A 19,838-nucleotide genomic window follows, 5' to 3' on the forward strand; every position below is an offset into this window, starting at 1 on the left:
TCGGAATGAAGATCTTCATTCCTAATCATTCTTGCGTATGCAAGCAAATGAAAGTACCTCATTGTCCTTTTCATATTCAAATGAAGTCTGGCTCGGAGCCTCAAGGACAAATGATGATGAAGATGATTCGCAACAAAATCGATTTGACCTGCAAGGACGTCAATTGGCATAATATGCCAACCACTCTTCACAAAGACGCTCCCATGCCAACTCGAAACGTCGTACTCACAGACCATCAAGCATTAATGATTGAAGGGTTGGTGACCAGTGGTCGCTACCAAAATGCAAGTGAGGTTTTACGAGAAGGCCTTAGGATGCTTGAGCAACGCGAGAAAGAAGATGCCTTAAAACTCAAAGCACTTCAAGCAGCAGTGCAATTAGGTCTTGATGACATCAAAGCAGGCAGATTTAAAGAGTTTGACTCAAAGGCTTCTTTGCGGAAGCATCTCAAGTCAGTCCTCTCCAAAGTAACAACGGTTGCATGAACAATTTCTGGCGAGTTCAGCTGACAGAGATGGCTGAAGTTGACCTCATCAGTATCAAAATTTGGACTACTGAAAAATTTGGGGCGCCACAAGCAGCCAAATATTTAGAGGTCATTGTTTCGGCACTTGAGGATTTAATGACTGGCCCAGAACCAATTGGCAGTAAGTCTAGAGAAGACATTGGGCCAAAAATTCGCACCCTACATGTCCAGAGAAAAGGCAACAAAGGACGACATTTGCTGGTGTTTAAAGAAGCAAGAAATCAAACCATTGAGATTTTAAGATTGCTTCATGACAGCATGGATTTGACCCATCACTCACTTGAATCAAAATTTGATCCAAAGTGATTCATTCACTACGGGGTCAAGCCAAGCGCTTCAACAACTCCAAAGTCGTCGCACTCTGATTCATCGTATAAAAGTGCAACGCAGGCACCCCCGCATTGCGCAGCTGATCGCACAAATCGGCCACCACATCTAGGCCAAATGCCTTGATAGAAGCCGTGTCATCACCAAAGCCTTGCAAACGCAAACGAATCCAACGGGGAATTTCTGCGCCGCATGCATCTGAAAATCTCAGCAACTGTGTAGAACTGGTAATGGGCATGATGCCAGGCACCACAGGCACATCCACACCCAACTTATGCGCATCGTCCACAAAACGGAAGTACGCATCGGAGTTGTAGAAGTACTGCGTAATGGCAGAGTTAGCGCCAGCCTTCACCTTGGCCACAAAGGCTTGCAAATCAGACTCAGCTGACTTTGCCTGAGGATGAATTTCTGGATAAGCCGCCACTTCAATGTGAAAGTCGTCGCCCGTTTCTTTGCGAATGAACGCCACCAAATCGGACGCGTAATGAAACGCACCGCCCATGCCGTAACCGCTGGGCAAATCACCACGTAAGGCCACCAAGCGCTTCACGCCCATGGCTTTCAAGGTGGCCAGTTCTTTGCGAACAGATTCTTCGCTGGCACCAATGCAAGAGAAGTGCGACGCAGCGGCCACGCCTTCTTTCAAAATCTCGCCCACGGTGCCAAAGGTGCCTTCTTGCGTGGAGCCACCAGCACCATAAGTCACTGAACAAAACTCAGGCGCTTGCGTGTAAAGCTGTTGACGCACAACGCGCAGTTTCTCCGCACCTTCCGGTGTTTTAGGTGGAAAAAATTCAAAGCTAACTGGTAATTTTTTCATCGCTGTTCATGAGCTCGCTTATTCAGCCAACTCCATCAATTTGTTTGCGCCAAATTTGCGCTTGATTACTCTGTCTCTGCAGGCTTCACCGCCTGCACAAAAAACTCACGATTGCCATCACCGCCTTCAATGGCGCTGTCGTACCAACCGGTCACTTTCAAACCCAACTCTTTGAGTGAGGTGCGAATGCGTTTTTCAATCACGGGGTACATGGCGGGGTCTTTGACCAAACCGTTCTTGCCAATGTTCTCAGGCTGCAATTCAAACTGGGGCTTCACCAGCATCAAGAGCGTCCCACCTGGTTTTAAAAACGGCACCACACCCGGCAACACCAACGTCAATGAAATGAAGGACACATCTCCCACCATCACATCAAAGCCAGCTTCTGCATCGGGAATGCGCTCGTCATCGGGCATCAACTCGCGCGCATTCACGCCTTCAATGCAAATCACACGCGCATCTTCACGCACACGCGGATGCACCTGGCCGTGGCCCACATCGATGCCCACCACTTCGGCAGCACCGTTCAACAGCAAGCACTCGGTAAAGCCGCCTGTGCTCTGACCCACATCCAAACAACGCAGGCCTGACACAGAAACACCACTGTCACGCAGTGCGCCTTCCAGCTTCAAACCACCGCGAGAAACATACTTGGATTCGGAATCGTCCAGCAACACAATCTCTGCATCGCTGGGCACTTCGTCTTTGTTCTTATTGATCGTGCGCCATTCCACGGAAGACTTCACAGCCTCCACCACGGCTGTTGGCAAAGCGCCCGGTGGCGTGCGCCACTGAACACCTGCCGCAATCAGCCGCTGGGCCTGTGAACGAGACGCGGCCAGGCCGCGCTCTACTAACAATTGGTCAATGCGCAAAATGGCCCGATCAAAAAGAAATCAATAACGGTAAGTGTCAGGCTTGTAAGGGCCGTTCTTGTTCACACCAATGTAGGCGGCTTGTGAGTCAGACAACTCGGTCAACATGGCGCCCACCTTCATCAGGTGCAAACGCGCCACCTTCTCGTCCAAGTGCTTAGGCAACACATAGACCTTGCCGTTTTCATACGCTTCTGGGCGTGTGAACAATTCAATTTGCGCAATGGTTTGATTGGCAAACGAAGAGCTCATCACAAAGCTGGGGTGACCTGTACCGCAACCCAAGTTCACCAAGCGGCCTTTGGCCAACATGATGATTTTCTTGCCATCGGGGAACACAATGTGGTCAACCTGAGGCTTGATCTCTTCCCATGTGTATTTCTCAACAGAGGCAATGTCGATCTCGTTGTCGAAGTGACCAATGTTGCAAACAATGGCTTCGTCTTTCATGGCCAACATGTGGTCATGCGTAATGACGTGCTTGTTGCCAGTGGCAGTGACGAAGATGTCTGCTTTGTCGGCAGCGTAATCCATGGTGACCACTTTGTAGCCTTCCATGGCGGCTTGCAATGCGTTGATCGGGTCAATCTCAGTCACCCAAACTTGAGCGCTTAGTGCGCGCAAAGCTTGTGCACTGCCTTTGCCCACGTCGCCGTAACCGGCCACCACAGCCACTTTGCCTGCAATCATCACGTCAGTGGCGCGCTTAATGCCGTCCACCAAAGATTCGCGGCAACCGTACAAGTTGTCAAACTTGGACTTGGTGACAGAGTCGTTCACGTTGATGGCGCGGAACATCAGTTCGCCCTTGGCGCTCATCTCGTTCAAGCGGTGCACGCCTGTAGTAGTTTCTTCGGTCACGCCAATGATTTGAGCAGACTTGCGGCTGTACCAAGTGCTGTCTTCGGCCAACTTGGCCTTAATGGCGGCAAACAAGCAGGTCTCTTCTTCAGAGCCTGGGTTGTTCAAAATGGAAGCGTCTTTTTCTGCGCGCTTGCCCAAGTGCATCAGGAGCGTGGCGTCGCCGCCGTCGTCCAAAATCATGTTGGGGCCTTCGCCTTCAGTGCCCTTGGCGCCGAAGTCAAAAATGCGGTGGGTGTAGTCCCAGTATTCAGTGAGGTTCTCACCCTTCACCGCAAACACAGGCGTGCCGTTGGCGGCAATGGCTGCGGCGGCATGGTCTTGCGTGGAGTAAATGTTGCAAGAAGCCCAGCGCACTTGAGCGCCCAAAGCTTGCAGAGTTTCAATCAGCACCGCTGTTTGAATGGTCATGTGCAATGAGCCAGTGACGCGCGCACCTTTGAGGGGCTGGGCGGCAGCAAATTCTTTGCGAATGGCCATCAAACCAGGCATTTCGGTCTCGGCAATTTTGATCTCTTTGCGTCCCCAGTCGGCCAAGCCGATGTCGGCAATCGCGCAATCGGCGTTAACAGCGGTGTTTAAACGTGCGTTCATGGTGTGCTCCAAATAAAAGTTTGAAACCACTTCTCAGAGGGATGCCCAGAGGTAAATTCCGTTGAACTCAGTTGAGAAATAGAGCTCATCCCGCAGAAAAGTGGATGAGCGTCGTTGCAAAGTAGGGTTCCGAGCCTCACGTCCTCGCCATGTCTGTCAACAGAATGGGGGCCGCTGCAACGCTCCTCGGAATGGGGCAAATTATACTAGCGGCATCTCTGGATTCCAAGCCAGACACCCAAATTCCCCTGGAGCCACATTGACTTACACCCAAGAAACCCGGCGCCGCCGGACGTTTGCCATCATTTCTCACCCTGACGCGGGTAAAACCACGCTCACCGAAAAGCTCTTGCTGTTCTCGGGTGCCATTCAAATTGCCGGCTCGGTCAAGGCGCGCAAGGCTTCGCGCCACGCCACCTCCGACTGGATGGAAATTGAAAAGCAGCGTGGCATTTCTGTGGCTTCATCGGTCATGCAGATGCTGTACCGCGACCATGTGATTAACCTGCTGGACACCCCCGGCCACAAAGACTTCAGCGAAGACACCTACCGTGTGCTGACCGCCGTGGACTCGGCCCTCATGGTGATTGACGCGGCCAACGGTGTGGAAGCCCAAACCAGAAGGCTGATTGAAGTGTGCCGCCAGCGCGATACGCCCATCATCACCTTTGTGAACAAGATGGACCGCGAAGTGCGCGATCCATTGGACATCTTGGACGAAGTCGAACGCGAACTGGGCATGCCCTGCGTGCCCATGACCTGGCCCGTGGGCCAGGGCAAATCCTTTGGAGGCATCATCAACTTGCGCACCAATGCGATGACTGTGTTTGAGTCGGGCAGCGAGCGCTTGCCCCAAGACTTTGAAACCATGCCGCTGTCAGAAGAAGCTGCATTACACGAACGCTTTGGCAATGAATTTGCCACAGCGCTGGAGAGCATGGAGTTGGCCACCGGCGCCTCACCGGCCTTCGACCGCGAAGCCTTCTTGGCCGGCAAACAAACCCCCGTCTTCTTCGGCTCCGGTGTGAACAACTTCGGTGTGATGGAAGTGCTAGACGCCTTGGTCGACTTAGCGCCTTCACCCAAGCCCCGGACCAGTTCACTGATTGTGAACAAGCAACCGGTTATCAAAGAAGTGCAGCCCGAAGACGCCGCCTTCGCAGGCGTGGTGTTCAAGGTACAAGCCAACATGGACCCCTCGCACCGCGACCGCATTGCGTTTGTGCGCATGGCCTCGGGCAAGTACACGCCCGGCATGAAACTCAAAGTGCAACGCACCGGCAAAGAATTGCGCCCCACCAGCGTGGTCACCTTTTTGAGCCAAAGACGCGAAGCAGTAGACGAAGCTTATGCTGGCGACATCATTGGCTTCACGACCCACGGCGGTGTGCAGTTGGGTGACACCATTACCGATGGTGCCAACTTGCTGTTCACGGGGCTACCCTTCTTTGCACCTGAACTGTTCATGACGGTCATCTTGAAGAACCCGCTGCGCACTAAACAACTGCAAGCGGGTCTTGACCAGCTGGGCGAAGAAGGTGCCATTCAAGTTTTCAAACCCGAAGTGGGCGGCCCCATGTTGCTGGGCGCTGTGGGCCAGTTGCAGTTTGAAGTGGTGCAGCACCGCCTCAAGGCTGAATACGATTGCGATGTGCGATTGGAAGGCTGCCAGTACACCGGTGCGCGTTGGATTACGGCCGATACGCCTGCAGAACTGAGAGAGTTCCTAAACGCGTACCCACAGCGCATGGCATTGGATGCGGCCGATACCTTGGCTTATTTGTGCACCTCGCCTTATGACGTGCGCTTGGCGCAAGAGCGCTTTCCCAAGATTCACTTCCATCCGCTGCGTGAGCATGCTGGCTTGGCGCTGGGATCTGCGGGCTAATGAAGCCTCTGTCGTCATGGCCGCAAAGCGCCCGCGCCAACATCGTGGGCGTCTTCACCGACATTGACGACACCCTCACCACCGAAGGCGCCATCACAGCCGATGCACTTAGGGCCCTGCAAAATTTAAAAGCCGCGGGCCTCATGGTCATTCCCATCACCGGCAGACCTGTGGGCTGGAGCATCCCCTTCGCATCCTCCTGGCCAGTCAATGCCATGGTGGCAGAGAACGGTGCTGTGGCCTTGCTTCACAACCCGCAAACAAACCAAGTCAACAAGACCTACCAACAAGACTTGGCCACCCGCACACGCAACTTCCAAGAAATGCAACGCATTGCCAAACGCGTGTTGCAAGAAATTCCCGGCACCGTCATGGCCCAAGATTCACCGGGAAGAGAAACCGACATCGCGTTTGACCACAGCGAATTTCATCACTTGTCGCAAGCGCAAATTCAGCAAGTCTTAACACTGTTGAAAGAAGAAGGCATGACCGCCACGGTCAGCAGCATCCACATCAATGCTTGGTTTGGCGATCACAACAAATGGCATGGCGCGCAGTGGATTCTGAAAGAACTGACAGGCAGAGAACTCACCAATGAACTGGACCAATGGGTTTACGTGGGCGACTCCACCAACGACCAAGTGATGTTCGAGCATTTCACACACAGTGTGGGTGTGGCCAACATCAGGCGCTTTGAGAAAGAGCTCAAGCACTTGCCGACGTACATAGCGCAGCAAGAGCGAGGTGCGGGGTTTGCAGAAGTAGCTGCCCAGCTGCGCGACTCGCAAATCTAAGTTTCAAACTTCGATTTACAAAGCGAACTCATTCAGACTACTTTGCAACGCCCACCAAACTGGCATTCACAGCGTCAACCGAAACCACCGCATCGTCACCCGCCAAAGAAGCCAGTTTCACTTTAGACATCAAATACACAAAGCGCGCTTGCGCCAAATCACGCAAGGCCATGGTGTACTGCTGCTGCGCATTCAATACATCCAACTGCGTGCGCGAACCGGCCTTCAAAGACATCTGTGTCGACTGCATCATTTGCTCAGCAGAGCGAACCGCCTGCTCCAAAGCACGCACTCGCAACACACCTTCGGTCACACCACGAAACTCTTTGTGCACTCGCACACCCAAATCACGGCGCAAAGCTTCCAAAGTCTCTTCGGCACGCGTTTGTTCGGCCACAGCTTGGCGAATGGTGGAGTTCACATAACCACCTGAGAACAAAGGCACATTGAGCTGCAAGCCAATCGACTTGTTTTCATAACGCGAATTGATGCGCGTGATGTTTTCACTGCCGCTGTTGGACCACTGTGCCACGGCGTCCAAGGTGGGCAAATGACCTGCCTGCGATTTACTCACTTCGCGGCGTGCTGCATCCAAGCGGGCTTGCATGGCTTTCATCTCGGGGCTGTTTTGCTCGGCCTTCAAAGTCCATGCGTCCAAATTAGCAGGTTCAGGGCCTACCAATTTCAAAGCAGACACATTCAGCTTGGCCACAGACGACACGGGTTGATTGATCAACACTTCCAGTTGGCGACGCGTTTGGTCTTGGTTCTGACGCGCTTCCAATTCTTGTGCGCTGGCCATGTCCAGGCGTGCTTGCGCATCGTCAATGTCGGTGCGTGTGCCCGAGCCAGCTGCCAAACCTTTTTTGGCAGCATCAACCAGCGAGGTGTACAACTTCTTTTGCGCTAACACCAACTCCAATTGCTCATCGGCCATCAAATATTCAAAGTACGCACCAGCAACACGCACCACCAAGTTTTGCAAATCGCGGTCTAAGCTGGCTTCCGATTCAGCCACCATCGACTTGGCTTGTTCAAACTGCAACCAGCGCTGCATGTTCATCAGCGGTTGACGCAATTGAACAGCACGGTTGTCGCTGAAGTATTTGTCGTTGGTGGTGGTCAAGGCACCCAAAATATTGGGCGACGTGGAATTCAGATCGTTGAAGTTTCGGCCGGCATTGGCAGACACCTGCGGCAGCAATCCAGCGCGTGCTTGGGGCAAGCGTTCACGGCCTGAATCGGCTGCAGCACGCGATGCACGAATGTTGGCATCTTGCTCAAGGGCCGCTTGATAGACCTGCTTGAAGTCCATCACCGAGGTCTGTGCGCACACAGCCATGGCAGATGCAGCCAGCGCACCGGCCACCACATTCTTCAAAAAATTAGGCACGCTTTGCATCACTCTTCCTTCATCGATGAAGCCATGCGCTTCACCAAGGGGTGCAACAAATAGGTCAACATCGAACGCTCGCCAGTCTTGATCACAATTTCAGCAGGCATGCCGGGTTGCATTTGGCGCGAGCCCAAGGTTTTCATACCTGCGGGGGTTACTTGCACACGCGCCAAGAAGTAGGAAAATTGAGGTTGTGCGGGGTCTGTCAACAAATCACCCGACACCGATAACACTTTGCCCTCCACCACCAACTGAGGCGAATGTGCAAATGCGTTGAAACGCACATCTGTTGACAAACCTGCTTGCACTTTATCGATCAAATGGGGAGGTATGTGCGCTTCCAATAGTAAAGTTTGCGTATCAGGCACCACGTCTAATAATTTTTGACCTGGCTGTAAAACGGCGCCAACAGTTTGCACTGTCAAACCCACCACTTGTCCCGTTGCGGGTGCTCTGATTTCCATGCGGTCCAAGTCTGCAGTCACAGCCACAAACTTTTCGGCATCCGATTGCACTTCACGTGTCACATCCGCCAGCTGAGTTTCCACTTCTTTGCGGTACTCTTGTTTGCGGGCCAATGCGCGCTGCGTCAGTTCAGCCACCTGGCGATTCACTCGCATGCTGTTGCCTGTTAAGTCTGCAATCGCCGCATTGGACTCAGCCACCATACGCTCCAATTCCAATTGACGATTGCGCGGCGCATAGCCCTCTTTCACCATGCTGCGGGTGTTGGTGAGCTCTTCTGTCAACAAGGCCAATTGATTGCGGCGCTGAACCAAAATGTTTTGATACGAGGTCAGTTGCTCTTTCAAGCCTTGCACACTTTCCTCAATGCCTTGCAAGTCGGCAGCCAAAGCAGCGCGTCGAGCTTGGATCAATTGCTGCTGTGTGACCACTTGCTGTTTGATCAACGGATCATTCATGGCAGCTTTCACATCGGGGTGAAAGTCAATGGCATCACGACCTGCTTGTTCAGCAATCAAGCGGCTTTGCATGGCGCGGTAACCCAAGTAACGTTGGCGCACGGCTTCGTAATTGGCTTTGGCAACGGCAGCATCCAACCGAAGCAAGGCGTCGCCTTCTTTGACCTGCTGGCCTTCTTGCACCAGCACTTCTTTCACAATACCGCCTGATAAGTGCTGCACCGTTTTACGTTTGGTGTCCAAGGTGACCATGCCTTGTGTAGGCACGCCTTCATCCAGTGGCGCCAATGCAGCCCATAGTAAGAAGCCACCAAAGCCCAAGCCCAATACCCACAGACCTGTTCTTGCAACCGCTGAAGTATCGGAAGAAGGCTTGGATTGGCTGTGTGCATCGTCTGCGCCAGCGCCCACCACTTGCGCATCTTGTGCGGCATCTTTAAGCGTTTTGGTCAAATTTTTCAGTGCCATGACAGTCTCGATTCAATGTGTCAAAAATCAATTGGAATTGGGTGAAGGTGCATCAGCCGCTGGTAGCTGTGCTGAGGCCGCATTGGCTGCAGCAGCTGCCTCTTCACGTTGTTTTTGCAGGGCAGCCAATACACCGTCGCGTGGACCACTGGCATGCACAGCACCTTCGTGCAAGATCAACAAACGATCGGCCACGCTCACCACGCCGGGCCTGTGGCTGATCAACACTACTGTTTTGTTTTGCGCTTTCAAACCCTGGACAGCGCGCACCAAGGCGGCTTCGCCTTCGTCGTCTAAGTTGGCATTAGGTTCATCGAGTACCACCAGCGCAGGTTGACCGTAAAGGGCTCGTGCCAGTCCAATGCGCTGTCTTTGCCCACCCGACAGCAAGCCACCTGCTTCGCCCATGGGCGTGTCATAGCCCTTGGGGAATCGCAAAATCATGTTGTGCAAGCCAGAAGCCTCTGCAGCAGCAATGACTTTTTCAGATTCCACTTTGCCAGCTCTGGCAATGTTCTCTGCAATGGTGCCATCAAAAAGTTCAATGTCTTGGGGCAAATAACCCACATGAGGTCCTAGCTCCATGCGGTCCCATTTGCGAATGTCTTGGTCGTCTAGCAACACTTCACCAGCGGTATGCGGCCATATCCCTAGAAGTACGCGCGCAAGTGTGGACTTTCCAGAACCGGATGCACCCAGCACCACCGTGATCGTGCCGGCGGGCATGATGGCACTGACGCCTTTCAAAATAGGCGTTTCACGACCTGGCGCAGAAGCAACCACATCTTTGAGCACCACATTGCCTTGCGGGGTGACGCCCATGGGCTTCAAGTCACGCAGCGGATTGGCTTCCAGCAAATCTTTCAATCGGCCAAAAGCTTCACGCGCATTCAGAAACGGCCCCCAAGTACCCACCATCAAATCAATGGGCGCCAAAGCACGCGTGGTCAGTACGTTGGCGGCAATCATGGCACCCGGCGACAACTCACCTTGAATCACCAACAAAGCACCCCCACCCAAAGCAAACGACTGCTGTGTGTAGCGCACAAACTTGCTCCACGCTGCCACCTTGCCTGAAACAGCCTGAGCCTCCACGCTACGCCCCAAGGCGTGCAGGTGTTTGCCGGCCCAGCGGCGATACAAACTGCTGAGCATGCCCATGGACTCCAGCACCTCAGCGTTGCGAAACTTGCTTTGCAAATACACGCCCACTTCTTGCTGAGCTTTGCTGGCCACTGTTTGTGCAGGTTTGGTGGCCTTGTTGCCCCACCAAGCCAACACAGACTGCACCACGCCAAAGAAGATCGACATGAAGCCTAGCCACGGGTGCAGCAAGAACAACACTGCAATGTAGATGGGCGTCCAGGGTGCATCAAAAAATGCAAAGATGCCATTGCCCGTTAAGAATTGACGCAATTCGGTCAAATCGCCAAATGCTCTAGAAGGATTGCTGACTGCAGGATTCAGGTGCGCCTCGTAGCTGGCATGAAACAAACGTCGGCTGAGCATTTCATCTAAGCGCACACCTGTGCGCACCAGCAAGCGTGTTCTGCTCCATTCAGAAAATGTCAGCACGCCAAAAAAGAACAAAGTAATGAGAGACACCACCAACAAGGTGCCAGTACTCTGGCTCACCATGACCCGGTCGTAAATTTGAAGCATGTACAAGGTGGGCGCCAACAACAGCAAGTTGGCCACCAAGCTGAAAATACCAGCCACCACAAATTCACGCCGGAGTTCCCAAAGCGTGCGTGACAATTCGTTGCGATTAAAAATTTCTGGCGTTTTCATGCTTGTGCTTTCTGCAAGGCGGCCAATACTTCATCTCGTGGACCAAACGCCTGCTGCGCACCTTCGCGCATCAGCAGCATCTTGTCTGCCACCCCCAAAATACTGCTTCGGTGCGTCATCACCACAAAAGTGGTGCCCAACTGTTTCAGCGCAGCAATGGCATTGGCCAATGCCGCGTCCCCTGCTTCGTCCAAGCTCGAGTTGGGCTCGTCTAGTACCACAAACACAGGTTTACCGTACAAAGCACGGGCCAATCCAACCCTTTGTCTTTGTCCACCCGAGAGCATGGCGCCATCGCGACCAATCGGGCTGTTGTAGCCTTGCGGCAAAGACATGATCAACTCATGCAGCCCCACCAATCTGGCAGCGGCTTCCACTTGCACCATGTCCACATCGCCAAATCGTGCAATGTTTTCGGCAAGTGTTCCCTCTAGCAATTCCACGCCCTGGGGCAAGTACCCCAGATAAGGACCCACTTCGGCTTTGTCCCAAGCGTAAATGTCTGCGCCATCCAAGCGAACCTTGCCGCTGATCGCTGGCCACAAACCAACCAACAATTTTGCCAAGGTTGTTTTTCCTGAGGCCGACGGTCCTACAACGGCCAGCACCTCGCCAGGTTGAATGGCAAATTGAACACCGCGCACAATGGGCACCTGCTGTCCAGGCGCCCCCGCCATCAAGGCCTCGACCGTTAAAACACCTTTGGGCACAGGCAATGGCATGGCATCGGGTTTGGGTGGAATTTGCATCAACAATGCTTCCAACCTGGCCCAAGAAGATCGCACATTGACCACCGCGTTCCACTGCGCTACCACCTGTCCCAGCGGGGCCAGAACTCGGCCTCCCAGCACCGAGGCAATGATCATCATCCCGCCGCCACCATTGAGCTCATTCTTCAAAAGCAACCAAGCTGCAAAACCCAACAGCAGCGACCCCATCAGCTGCTGAATCATTTTGCTCATGGCCGTCCAAAGACCAGCGCCTTCGGAAGCCTGCGCCTGATGCCCCAAAAATTCAGCCTGACGCTTTTGCCATCGCGCATGCACGGCATCCAACATGCCCATAGCCTCCATCACATGCGCGTTGCGCAAGGAGGCGTCTGCAAATTGCTGTGCTGCAGAGGCACTGCGGTTGGCTTCATTCAGAGGTTTGCGAATGGCCCGCTCGTTGAGCCATGCCACGCTCATTTGCGCAATGGCCCCCACCACCGAGGCCCACCCCAAAAGCGGGTTGATGGCAAAAATCAGCACAAGGGCCAACAGCGCCATGGGCGCCTCCATCACAGCTGTGAAAGCAGGGTTTCCCAAAAACTCGCGCACCGCGCGCAAGTCATTCATCACCTGCATGCTGACGGCAATTTGGCGTTTCATAAAACCTTGAAACATGGCGTTGTACACCCGCTCAGACAACTTGTTGTCGAGTTGCACGCCTGCTGCACGCAACATGGCGCCTCGAACTTTCTCAAGCACCTCCATAACGGCATACATCAAAACCACCAGCACCGTCAGCATCACCAAGGTCATGCCATTGCGACTGTTGACCACTCGGTCATAGACTTCCAGCATGTAGACCGTGGGCGCCAATGCCAACAAACTGATGATCAAGCTGAACCCCACCGCCTTGTACAACACAGGTTTGATGGGGTTGAAGGCCAAAGCCAATTCAGATGGGGGTAATTCAGGCTTCATGCAGCAACCTCAATGGACAGGTAATCGGGGATTAAAGGGGAAGCCGCCAACAAATCAGCAGGCACCTCTTGGCTGGACACACTTGAATCTGAGGCAAGTTCCTCAGAAACATCCGCTTCCAGCCAAAAAGCCAACTCATACAAACCATCAAGTCTGCGAGTTAGCGAAATTTCACGCAATTTAGCAACTTTAAAGAGCAAAAGCTGCGATTCAGGCAAAGTCAACTCAAAATGCATCCGACCATCCAAGGTGAACAAAGACAACTTAGATCCCTTGATGCTAAGTGTGTGCCTGTCGAAATAAACTGGACAACTGTTGTTAAAGTGAAGCAACGGTAGCGATTTATTGCCTAACTTAGACAAATTGAAGGGGCTTTGGGGGGATTGGAATACCAACCTCGAGGCGCGCGACACTGCATAGATGGCATTGCAGATCATTTGCGATCCCAAAGATGGAAACTCTTCGCGCAAGCGGCGGTAATGCAAGTGGTGCAATGCCACTCGGTTCCAAACCCTGCTGCTCTTTACTTCTGGTGCCAACACATTACAGACCTTGGCAAATTCAATTTGCAAAGCCTCCAACCGAGCCAGTTGCTCAGGATTGGTATTGAGTGGAACTCGAATGACAGAATTCATATAGGAAGGATTTTAACCACTTCTTATATGAATTTTTCATCAGCCACAATTTAATTTGGCTTTTGAGCCAGAAACCACTTGGGCGCCGCTAAAAACTCAGCTTAAATAATCAAAGCCGTGTTGCTGAATGCCCACCAGATCGATGTTTTTCAGGTTTTGAGGGCTGTCCAGCATTTGCAGCACCATGTCGGCAGGCGACTTAGCACCCGAGTCCAGCTGCGCCACGACTGACTGCAAAGTGTTGACATCGGGCAGCACACCATAGACATTTTTATAAACCAAATTGTAAAAATCCCTGTTGCCCGCCGAACCCGCCATGCCTACAAACATGGCAGATTCAAGACCCAATTTGGCCAGTTGAGCAGGTGAGCTGCCACTGTCCAACACACTCAATGCCAAACCTGCAATGAACAAATTGCTCACCCATTGCCCGCCCAAAATCACCCCAATCAATTTGGCTGCCATGGCCGGATTGCCCGCCACATCCAAGGAAACCTTGGCATCGGTAAACTGAAGCAGCTTCACATTGGTCAGGTCGTCGCTGCCAATCGCACCATTTTTACCTTCTACCAACCAATGCTTTGCAACTTCAGAAGGGTTGATGCTGTAGTCAGCGCGTTTTCCGGCAAAAACAACCGTGTTAACTCCACCTCGGCCATCAATGACATCGTTGCCACCCCATTCATAGATGATGTTGTTCACATCATTGCCGAACACCACATCGTCGTATGGCGTTCCGATGATGTTCTCAATGGTCGTGGCTGGATCGATGAATACGTTGTTATAAGCACCATAGCCTTGTGAAGTAATGCCAATAGATGAAAAGCCACCAGGCTTTAAATCAACAAATGCACCCAAAGAGTTTTTGGACAAATCCAAAATATCGGTACCACCAGCATCCCTCAAAGTACTAAGGCTTTTGCCTTGGCTGTTATCAAACACATACGTGTCATTGCCGGTTGCCAAGGGCCTACCTGTTCCGTACAAAGATTGCAGTGCTTGAATGTCCAAAACACCAAACCATGATTGCCACAACTTACTTGGAGACTGAAAAGACGACATCACGGTATAGCCGTTGTCATTCCACTCATCGAGTAGCACCGTTGAAGAGCTACCTGTTGACTCCGCTTTAGGATGGGACATACCTAAGGCATGTCCAATTTCGTGCAGCAGCACTTCCCAACCTTCTTGACCAGGCGACAACAACTGCAAAGTTTCTAAATCAAGCCAAACATCACCCGCTCTTGCATCTGCTGTTTGGCCTGGAACAAAGCTGTAGCCCTTGGTAGCAGTTTGTTGATTGGCACCAAATCGCAGCTGGCCATACGAGGCGGCTGAATCTGGCACCTCTGTAAAGGACAAGCCAGTTTCTAACCATAGCCGTCCCAAAATCATGTTGACCGCTAATTTGTACGCATCGTTGGGCACCATAAAGCCATTGCCTCCCTCTGCCCCCCCATAGGAGGGTGAAGCACTCATAAAGCTAAAAGTAAGTGACTTTGATGTTCCGTTGCTCCACCCATCAGTTGGTTTTTCAATCAGAGTTGCTGGTCCTACCTTGGAAAAATCAACTAAATCTTTAACGTTAACGAACTCGTCCCGGTAAGTACCGTCAGCCAACACTTCGCGAAAACGTATTGCCTCAACATTCGTCAATGTTGCAGAATAACCATTCTTGCCTTTTAGCTTCACTGTTCTGGCATCAGCCGATGCTTCAATCTGAAAATCAGATCGAACACTGCCGTGTAAATTAACGGTATCTATGCCTGATCGCAAATCTAGGGTTGCCGAGCCAGGCTGTCGGTTGGTCCAATTAAAACCATTCAGCCAAATGCTGTCAGCCTTAACCGAACCCAGAACGACATCGCCATCTCTACCGCTCGTATCTAAATCGCGAACGTTGATAAGCGTATCGCGAGTGCCATATCCATCAAGGGCATAGCCAGCCTCAAGATCGACATAAATTGCCGCCGGGGAATCCCAATAAACAACGCCGCCGCTGATGCCATCGAATACATCGTTGGTAATCGTATCGTTACCTGCGCCACCCAATACCTTAGCATTGCCGTGAATGGTAATTTTGTCGTCACCCTTCTGCGCCCTGATGGTGATCCAAGGTTTGCCTTTTTCGTAATCAAGGGTGTCATCCGCATCTGTCAAATAAAGATCAGCCATTCATGAACCCCACATTTTTCTTCACGAAGTTCTTCAAGTTAGGCATGACTTCGGTTAATTTGTCTTGTGGCAAGCCAAGCCACATTAGCAAATCAGCGGCTACTTGATCGCTGGACATTTGAGGCACCCAATATCCACGCTTACCATTGTGTGCATCATCTACACCACCCAAGACAAGAGAAGGAAACTTGTCTCCATAAAGTTTGCCACCGTTCACTTGCCCTCCCATCACCATCCAATGACTGCCCCAGGCATGATCTGACCCCAAGCCCGCAGCAGGGTCTAAGGTTCGATTAAATTCGCTGGTAACAAACACAGCCACTTCATTGCCCATACCCGCAGCAGAAATGGCTTTATCAAATGCCGCCAGTGCATCTGCCAGGTCAGCCAATTGCGTATCTTGGTCTGCATTTCCAGAGTTGACATTGCTGTTGCGCTGGTTGGCATGAGTGTCAAAACTACCCCACTCTGTGAAATAAACTTGCCGCGTTGAGCCACTGGCCTTGTAAAAAGGCAAGGTCTGGGCAAAAAACCTCATGCGCCTGCCAATTTCTGTGTCTTTGAATGTGGCAGCTGGCTCGGTAGCAGACTTACTTGCAACAGCAAGTTCTCTGGTGTCCAAAAAAGCCCCCCTGAAGGTGCGTGCGTATTCCGCCTCCACATTGGTGGCAGATTGAAGACGAGTCAATGACTCCAAGATTTGTGTCCACCGATTATTTGAATCGGTTAAATCGGCAGAGCCTAAATATCTTGAGTTGCCAGTATTTGCATTCACAATTCGGCTACGCTGACCCAGCACCAAAGTGCCATTGCTACTGCTCAAAGCGATCAATGGCGCCTTCAGTGACGCGTTACCACCTAATGCCTCAATTGCCCTGCCACCCCAGCCACTGGGATCCTCATCCCCCATCCATCCTTGAACATATTGAGATTGCTCTGGGTGTGAATACAAGAATGGCGGCAATGTAGCTTTACCGCTCAAGACGTCAGCCGCAGTGGTAGGTTTCACCAATGCGCCTGCGTTGACCAAGAAAGCCAAACGACCACTGTTGAACACACTGGTCAAAGGCGACATGGCAGAGTTCAAGCCCATGCTGTGTCCTAAATGATTACCAGATAGTTGTGTCAATGCGGTTTTTTTAACAGCAATACTAGGTCTGGATTTTTCGTAGTCTGCATACGCTGCATCCATGGGCACTATCACGTCATTGGCATCGTTACCGCCATTCAAATGGATGACGATCAAGGCCTTGTAGCCGTTAAGGCCGGCCGAAAAACTGCTCATGGAATAAAGGCTAGCACCCAGGCCAACGCCAGCACCTGCAGCCATTGACAATTTCTTTAAAAAATCACGACGCGCATTCATTTGACAACTCCAAAAGTTGGGGTGCTGATCAATACTTCTAGAAGTCGAGCAAATTTTTGTACCGAGTTTTGCGTTGCCAATTCGTTGGCCAGCAAGTTCTTAGCGCCTAACCTTAAAGTGGCGGGCATCGCACCTTTGAAAAATCGTTCGCTCATTAAAGCAATTAGCGCTTCATCAGATTTGTCTACGGCTTTTACAAATAAATCAATTTCACAACCTGAATTGGTGAAATTACTCAACACTTCCATCTCATAACTAACCGCACTGATTCTTCGACGCACCTCGTCGGATCGGAGTAATTTTTGTTCAGGCGCTGGCGTTAGAGACTCTGGTGCTTTATGGTTCGGCGCAAAATAGCCAAAAACATTGGGCGCAGCAAAAATTCTTTGCGTGCCAACTGTCACAACTTGTCCGTTACCTCGACGAGACATCACAGGTGCAGTACATCCTAAGCCACGCATCATATTGGTATAATGCAGGAATGGCTCTTTGATTTTTCCAACTCTGGCAATTTGCTGAGTAGGGTCATCTCCAGCCCTGGCTTCAGGGTCTAACAAAATGGCCTTAACCACTTGCGCCAAATTTCCACCAGAAGATACAAATACTTTGCTAATGCGAGTCATGTATTCTGGAGAAGGATCGCTGGTGACCAAGTTTTGTATTAAACGTCTAGAAACAAACGGTGCAGCGTTAGGATGGGCTACTAAAATATTGAGCAAGCTGTCCAGATCTTTCTCTGCATTTTGGCCTGCCGGTATCTTGGTGCCCAGCACCACCTTCTCTGTCATGTCATGAGCTTCTTTCCAAGACCGCATGCGCATGGGGACCTTCAAATTGGCCCCGTTGGTTTTTGGCAAGCTTTTGTCCCACACATTTTCCCAACCCGACAACGCCTTGGTGGCCATAATCACATCGGCTTGCGTATAGGTTTCGATGGGTTTACCCTGCGCGTCACGCAAAATTGAACCGTCTTGACTCAACTTCACTAAGCCAATTGAAAACAACTGCATCAACTCTCGCGCATAGTTCTCGTTAGGGCTATTTGCTAAGTTTTGATTGTTGTTCAAAAAATTCCCCATTGCTGGATGAAGCGTTACAACACGGAGTAACTCTTTGAAAGTACCCAAAGAATTGCTTTGTAGGGCATTGAAATACTCCACTCTGTCCAAAGCAAAACCATTTTGGCCAAACACAATAAAGTTATAGAGCGCCCAAGTAGTTCGTTGACGCAGCTGATCTTGTCCGCTCAGAGGTACGTCGTACAAGCTTTTATCAACCCATTGCCAAGCCAAATCTTGGGCAGCTTTGTTGCTGTCGTCGTAATCAATCACATAATTGGGCGCATTGAGCACAGAAGCACGCAGACCTAATTGCTGGTTGAGCCACCCCTCAATGCCCAAGCGCTGCACTTCAGCCACAGAAGCTGGAGTTGGCCCCCAAGAGGCTTGCTCCAAAAACCGGGCCGCAGCGTAGGCATTCACATTGTTTGGTTTGGCTGTGACAACTGTTACTTGACCCTCTGAAGGCACAAAACTGGCTTTAGCTGTCACATCATTGCCAGAGCCCCCACATCCTGTTAGGGCACAAGTTGCCAAAAAGACAGAAGTGTAAATACTGAATATAAATCGCTGCATGAGAATGCCTGATCATTATGAATATTTGAATTGTGCCAAAGTCTTGATCACAATGTGCATGATGAAACTTGGTGTTTTCTAGACTATCTCACTTATGATCGCATCTTGTGAAAAACCCTAATCCCATTTTAGGCACCCTACATAACCGTACCAAAGAAACTTTGGTGGGAACCAATGACGACGACACCATCTACCCGGGCGGTGGATGGGACTTTGTAGATGGCGGAGAGGGATTTGACACTGTGGTCATTGTGGGACGAGCGTCTCAATTCAAAATTGTGTTTGACAATGGTGTTACATACATTGACGCCCTTTCAGGTGCAAGCGCGCTCACAGAAAGATCCCAACTCAACAATGTCGAGCAGGTCCAATTTTTGGACAAAACTGTCAGTCTGGTGGTCAACGACACCATCAAGGGCCAACCCGGCACTGATTACTTCGATGGCGGTTTGGGCTTAGACACCGTGGTCTACAGCGGCCCCCAAGAGCGCTACACCATCAATAAGAGTGGCAACCGCTTTGTGGTCAGCGAGCCCACCGGCAGCGACGACACCGATTACCTTACCAATATAGAACGCCTGCAGTTCAGCAACGGCAAAGTGGCGCTCGACGTCGAAAACGGCAATGCCGGTGAAGCGGCAAGGCTGATTGGCGCTTTGTTAGGACCTACTTTTGTTCAAGACAAGGCCATTGTTGGAATTGTCATTAACTTACTAGATCAAAAAAATCCAAGCGAAGCCATCGTGGCGTTAGGCCTTGCCACCCCTACCTTCATCACATTAGCCGGCTCAAGCAGCAACGCAGACTTTGTAAAGCTAGTTTTTTCGAATGTCATGGGCAGGGCACCAAGTCCTTCAGAATCAAGCACTTACATCAATTTACTTGAGACAGGCACTAGTCAAAGTGCACTGGCTGTTGCGGCGGCTCACATCGAGCAAACTGCGGAGCGCATTAATTTGGTTGGATTGATTCAACACGGCTTAGATTTTGCTTAATTCTGCTGCGGCAATTCGTTGCCGCACCCATTTTGACTGACATTTGTCTGAAAGTTAGCCAGAAATTTGAAATCTTGAG

Annotated in this window: 16 protein-coding genes and 1 riboswitch; of the genes, 5 read left to right on the forward strand and 11 right to left on the reverse strand. The window is 51.4% G+C overall.

The window, feature by feature from the left end:
* The first annotated feature begins 47 nt into the window (after positions 1-47).
* Both B9Z46_RS15275 and B9Z46_RS13190 read left to right on the forward strand, forming a co-directional pair.
* Positions 48-485, forward strand: coding sequence for a type II toxin-antitoxin system ParD family antitoxin (locus B9Z46_RS15275; protein WP_233246017.1), 438 nt, complete (start codon positions 48-50; stop codon positions 483-485).
* Positions 482-832 carry a type II toxin-antitoxin system RelE/ParE family toxin gene (locus B9Z46_RS13190; RefSeq protein WP_108257091.1) on the forward strand — a complete coding sequence of 117 codons (351 nt, stop codon included), beginning with the start codon at positions 482-484 and terminating at the stop codon, positions 830-832. Before B9Z46_RS15275 ends, B9Z46_RS13190 begins: the two co-directional genes overlap by 4 nt.
* 16 nt (positions 833-848) lie before the next feature.
* On the opposite strand, the gene metF is transcribed toward B9Z46_RS13190, so the two are convergent.
* The 3 genes from metF to ahcY all read right to left on the reverse strand — a co-directional run bounded on the left by metF (position 849) and on the right by ahcY (position 4,006).
* Positions 849-1,676 carry a methylenetetrahydrofolate reductase [NAD(P)H] gene (gene metF / locus B9Z46_RS13195; RefSeq protein WP_108257092.1) on the reverse strand — a complete coding sequence of 276 codons (828 nt, stop codon included), beginning with the start codon at positions 1,674-1,676 and terminating at the stop codon, positions 849-851.
* A 65-nt stretch (positions 1,677-1,741) separates the two neighbouring features.
* Entirely contained in the window at positions 1,742-2,551 is an 810-nt protein-coding gene (locus B9Z46_RS13200; protein ID WP_108257093.1) for a TlyA family RNA methyltransferase, read from the reverse strand.
* Positions 2,552-2,572: 21 nt separating this feature from the next.
* Positions 2,573-4,006: an adenosylhomocysteinase gene (ahcY, locus tag B9Z46_RS13205; RefSeq protein ID WP_108257094.1), complete on the reverse strand. Its 1,434-nt coding sequence runs from the start codon at positions 4,004-4,006 to the stop codon at positions 2,573-2,575.
* A gap of 99 nt (positions 4,007-4,105) precedes the next feature.
* Positions 4,106-4,200: riboswitch (S-adenosyl-L-homocysteine riboswitch) on the reverse strand.
* A 65-nt stretch (positions 4,201-4,265) separates the two neighbouring features.
* On the opposite strand from ahcY, the gene B9Z46_RS13210 reads away from it, so the two are divergent.
* The gene (locus B9Z46_RS13210; RefSeq protein WP_108257095.1) at positions 4,266-5,894 is read left to right on the forward strand and encodes a peptide chain release factor 3; all 1,629 of its coding nucleotides are present in this window, start codon (positions 4,266-4,268) and stop codon (positions 5,892-5,894) included.
* Complete coding sequence (locus tag B9Z46_RS13215) at positions 5,894-6,688, forward strand: HAD-IIB family hydrolase (RefSeq protein ID WP_108257096.1); 795 nt, start codon at positions 5,894-5,896, stop codon at positions 6,686-6,688. Before B9Z46_RS13210 ends, B9Z46_RS13215 begins: the two co-directional genes overlap by 1 nt.
* A 37-nt stretch (positions 6,689-6,725) precedes the next feature.
* On the opposite strand, the gene B9Z46_RS13220 is transcribed toward B9Z46_RS13215, so the two are convergent.
* The 8 genes from B9Z46_RS13220 to B9Z46_RS13255 form a co-directional block, all read right to left on the reverse strand.
* Positions 6,726-8,090, reverse strand: coding sequence for a TolC family outer membrane protein (locus tag B9Z46_RS13220; protein WP_199220611.1), 1,365 nt, complete (start codon positions 8,088-8,090; stop codon positions 6,726-6,728).
* A complete protein-coding gene (locus B9Z46_RS13225; RefSeq protein WP_108257097.1) occupies positions 8,090-9,475 on the reverse strand; it encodes an HlyD family type I secretion periplasmic adaptor subunit in 1,386 nt (461 codons plus the stop codon). The genes B9Z46_RS13220 and B9Z46_RS13225 overlap by 1 nt, the downstream gene beginning before the upstream one ends.
* A gap of 27 nt (positions 9,476-9,502) precedes the next feature.
* Positions 9,503-11,266 carry a type I secretion system permease/ATPase gene (locus B9Z46_RS13230; RefSeq protein WP_108257098.1) on the reverse strand — a complete coding sequence of 588 codons (1,764 nt, stop codon included), beginning with the start codon at positions 11,264-11,266 and terminating at the stop codon, positions 9,503-9,505.
* The gene (locus B9Z46_RS13235) at positions 11,263-12,954 is read right to left on the reverse strand and encodes a type I secretion system permease/ATPase (RefSeq protein WP_108257099.1); all 1,692 of its coding nucleotides are present in this window, start codon (positions 12,952-12,954) and stop codon (positions 11,263-11,265) included. Before B9Z46_RS13235 ends, B9Z46_RS13230 begins: the two co-directional genes overlap by 4 nt.
* Entirely contained in the window at positions 12,951-13,217 is a 267-nt protein-coding gene (locus B9Z46_RS15280; RefSeq protein WP_233246018.1) for a hypothetical protein, read from the reverse strand. Before B9Z46_RS15280 ends, B9Z46_RS13235 begins: the two co-directional genes overlap by 4 nt.
* Before the next feature lie 468 nt (positions 13,218-13,685).
* Positions 13,686-15,764 carry a M10 family metallopeptidase C-terminal domain-containing protein gene (locus B9Z46_RS13245; protein WP_108257101.1) on the reverse strand — a complete coding sequence of 693 codons (2,079 nt, stop codon included), beginning with the start codon at positions 15,762-15,764 and terminating at the stop codon, positions 13,686-13,688.
* The gene (locus tag B9Z46_RS13250) at positions 15,757-17,130 is read right to left on the reverse strand and encodes a DUF1501 domain-containing protein (protein ID WP_108257102.1); all 1,374 of its coding nucleotides are present in this window, start codon (positions 17,128-17,130) and stop codon (positions 15,757-15,759) included. The genes B9Z46_RS13245 and B9Z46_RS13250 overlap by 8 nt, the downstream gene beginning before the upstream one ends.
* Complete coding sequence (locus B9Z46_RS13255; RefSeq protein WP_108257103.1) at positions 17,127-18,764, reverse strand: DUF1800 family protein; 1,638 nt, start codon at positions 18,762-18,764, stop codon at positions 17,127-17,129. Before B9Z46_RS13255 ends, B9Z46_RS13250 begins: the two co-directional genes overlap by 4 nt.
* A gap of 164 nt (positions 18,765-18,928) precedes the next feature.
* On the opposite strand from B9Z46_RS13255, the gene B9Z46_RS13260 reads away from it, so the two are divergent.
* Positions 18,929-19,759, forward strand: a complete 831-nt coding sequence (locus B9Z46_RS13260; RefSeq protein WP_158268439.1) for a DUF4214 domain-containing protein — start codon at positions 18,929-18,931, stop codon at positions 19,757-19,759.
* The last annotated feature ends 79 nt before the right edge of the window (positions 19,760-19,838 follow it).

The sequence above is a fragment of the Limnohabitans sp. Hippo4 genome (assembly GCF_003063605.1).
Classification (GTDB): domain Bacteria; phylum Pseudomonadota; class Gammaproteobacteria; order Burkholderiales; family Burkholderiaceae_C; genus Limnohabitans_A.

What these genes read in the sequence shown, in the direction of transcription:
- B9Z46_RS15275 (WP_233246017.1), top strand. Translation starts at nt 48, where the DNA reads ATGAAAGTACCTCATTGTCCTTTTCATATTCAAATGAAGTCTGGCTCG.
- B9Z46_RS13190 (WP_108257091.1), top strand. Translation starts at nt 482, where the DNA reads ATGAACAATTTCTGGCGAGTTCAGCTGACAGAGATGGCTGAAGTTGAC.
- B9Z46_RS13250 (WP_108257102.1), bottom strand. Translation starts at nt 17,130, where the DNA reads ATGAATGCGCGTCGTGATTTTTTAAAGAAATTGTCAATGGCTGCAGGT.
- B9Z46_RS13235 (WP_108257099.1), bottom strand. Translation starts at nt 12,954, where the DNA reads ATGAAGCCTGAATTACCCCCATCTGAATTGGCTTTGGCCTTCAACCCC.
- B9Z46_RS13215 (WP_108257096.1), top strand. Translation starts at nt 5,894, where the DNA reads ATGAAGCCTCTGTCGTCATGGCCGCAAAGCGCCCGCGCCAACATCGTG.
- B9Z46_RS13220 (WP_199220611.1), bottom strand. Translation starts at nt 8,090, where the DNA reads ATGCAAAGCGTGCCTAATTTTTTGAAGAATGTGGTGGCCGGTGCGCTG.
- B9Z46_RS13225 (WP_108257097.1), bottom strand. Translation starts at nt 9,475, where the DNA reads ATGGCACTGAAAAATTTGACCAAAACGCTTAAAGATGCCGCACAAGAT.
- ahcY (WP_108257094.1), bottom strand. Translation starts at nt 4,006, where the DNA reads ATGAACGCACGTTTAAACACCGCTGTTAACGCCGATTGCGCGATTGCC.
- B9Z46_RS13245 (WP_108257101.1), bottom strand. Translation starts at nt 15,764, where the DNA reads ATGGCTGATCTTTATTTGACAGATGCGGATGACACCCTTGATTACGAA.
- metF (WP_108257092.1), bottom strand. Translation starts at nt 1,676, where the DNA reads ATGAAAAAATTACCAGTTAGCTTTGAATTTTTTCCACCTAAAACACCG.
- B9Z46_RS13255 (WP_108257103.1), bottom strand. Translation starts at nt 18,764, where the DNA reads ATGCAGCGATTTATATTCAGTATTTACACTTCTGTCTTTTTGGCAACT.
- B9Z46_RS13230 (WP_108257098.1), bottom strand. Translation starts at nt 11,266, where the DNA reads ATGAAAACGCCAGAAATTTTTAATCGCAACGAATTGTCACGCACGCTT.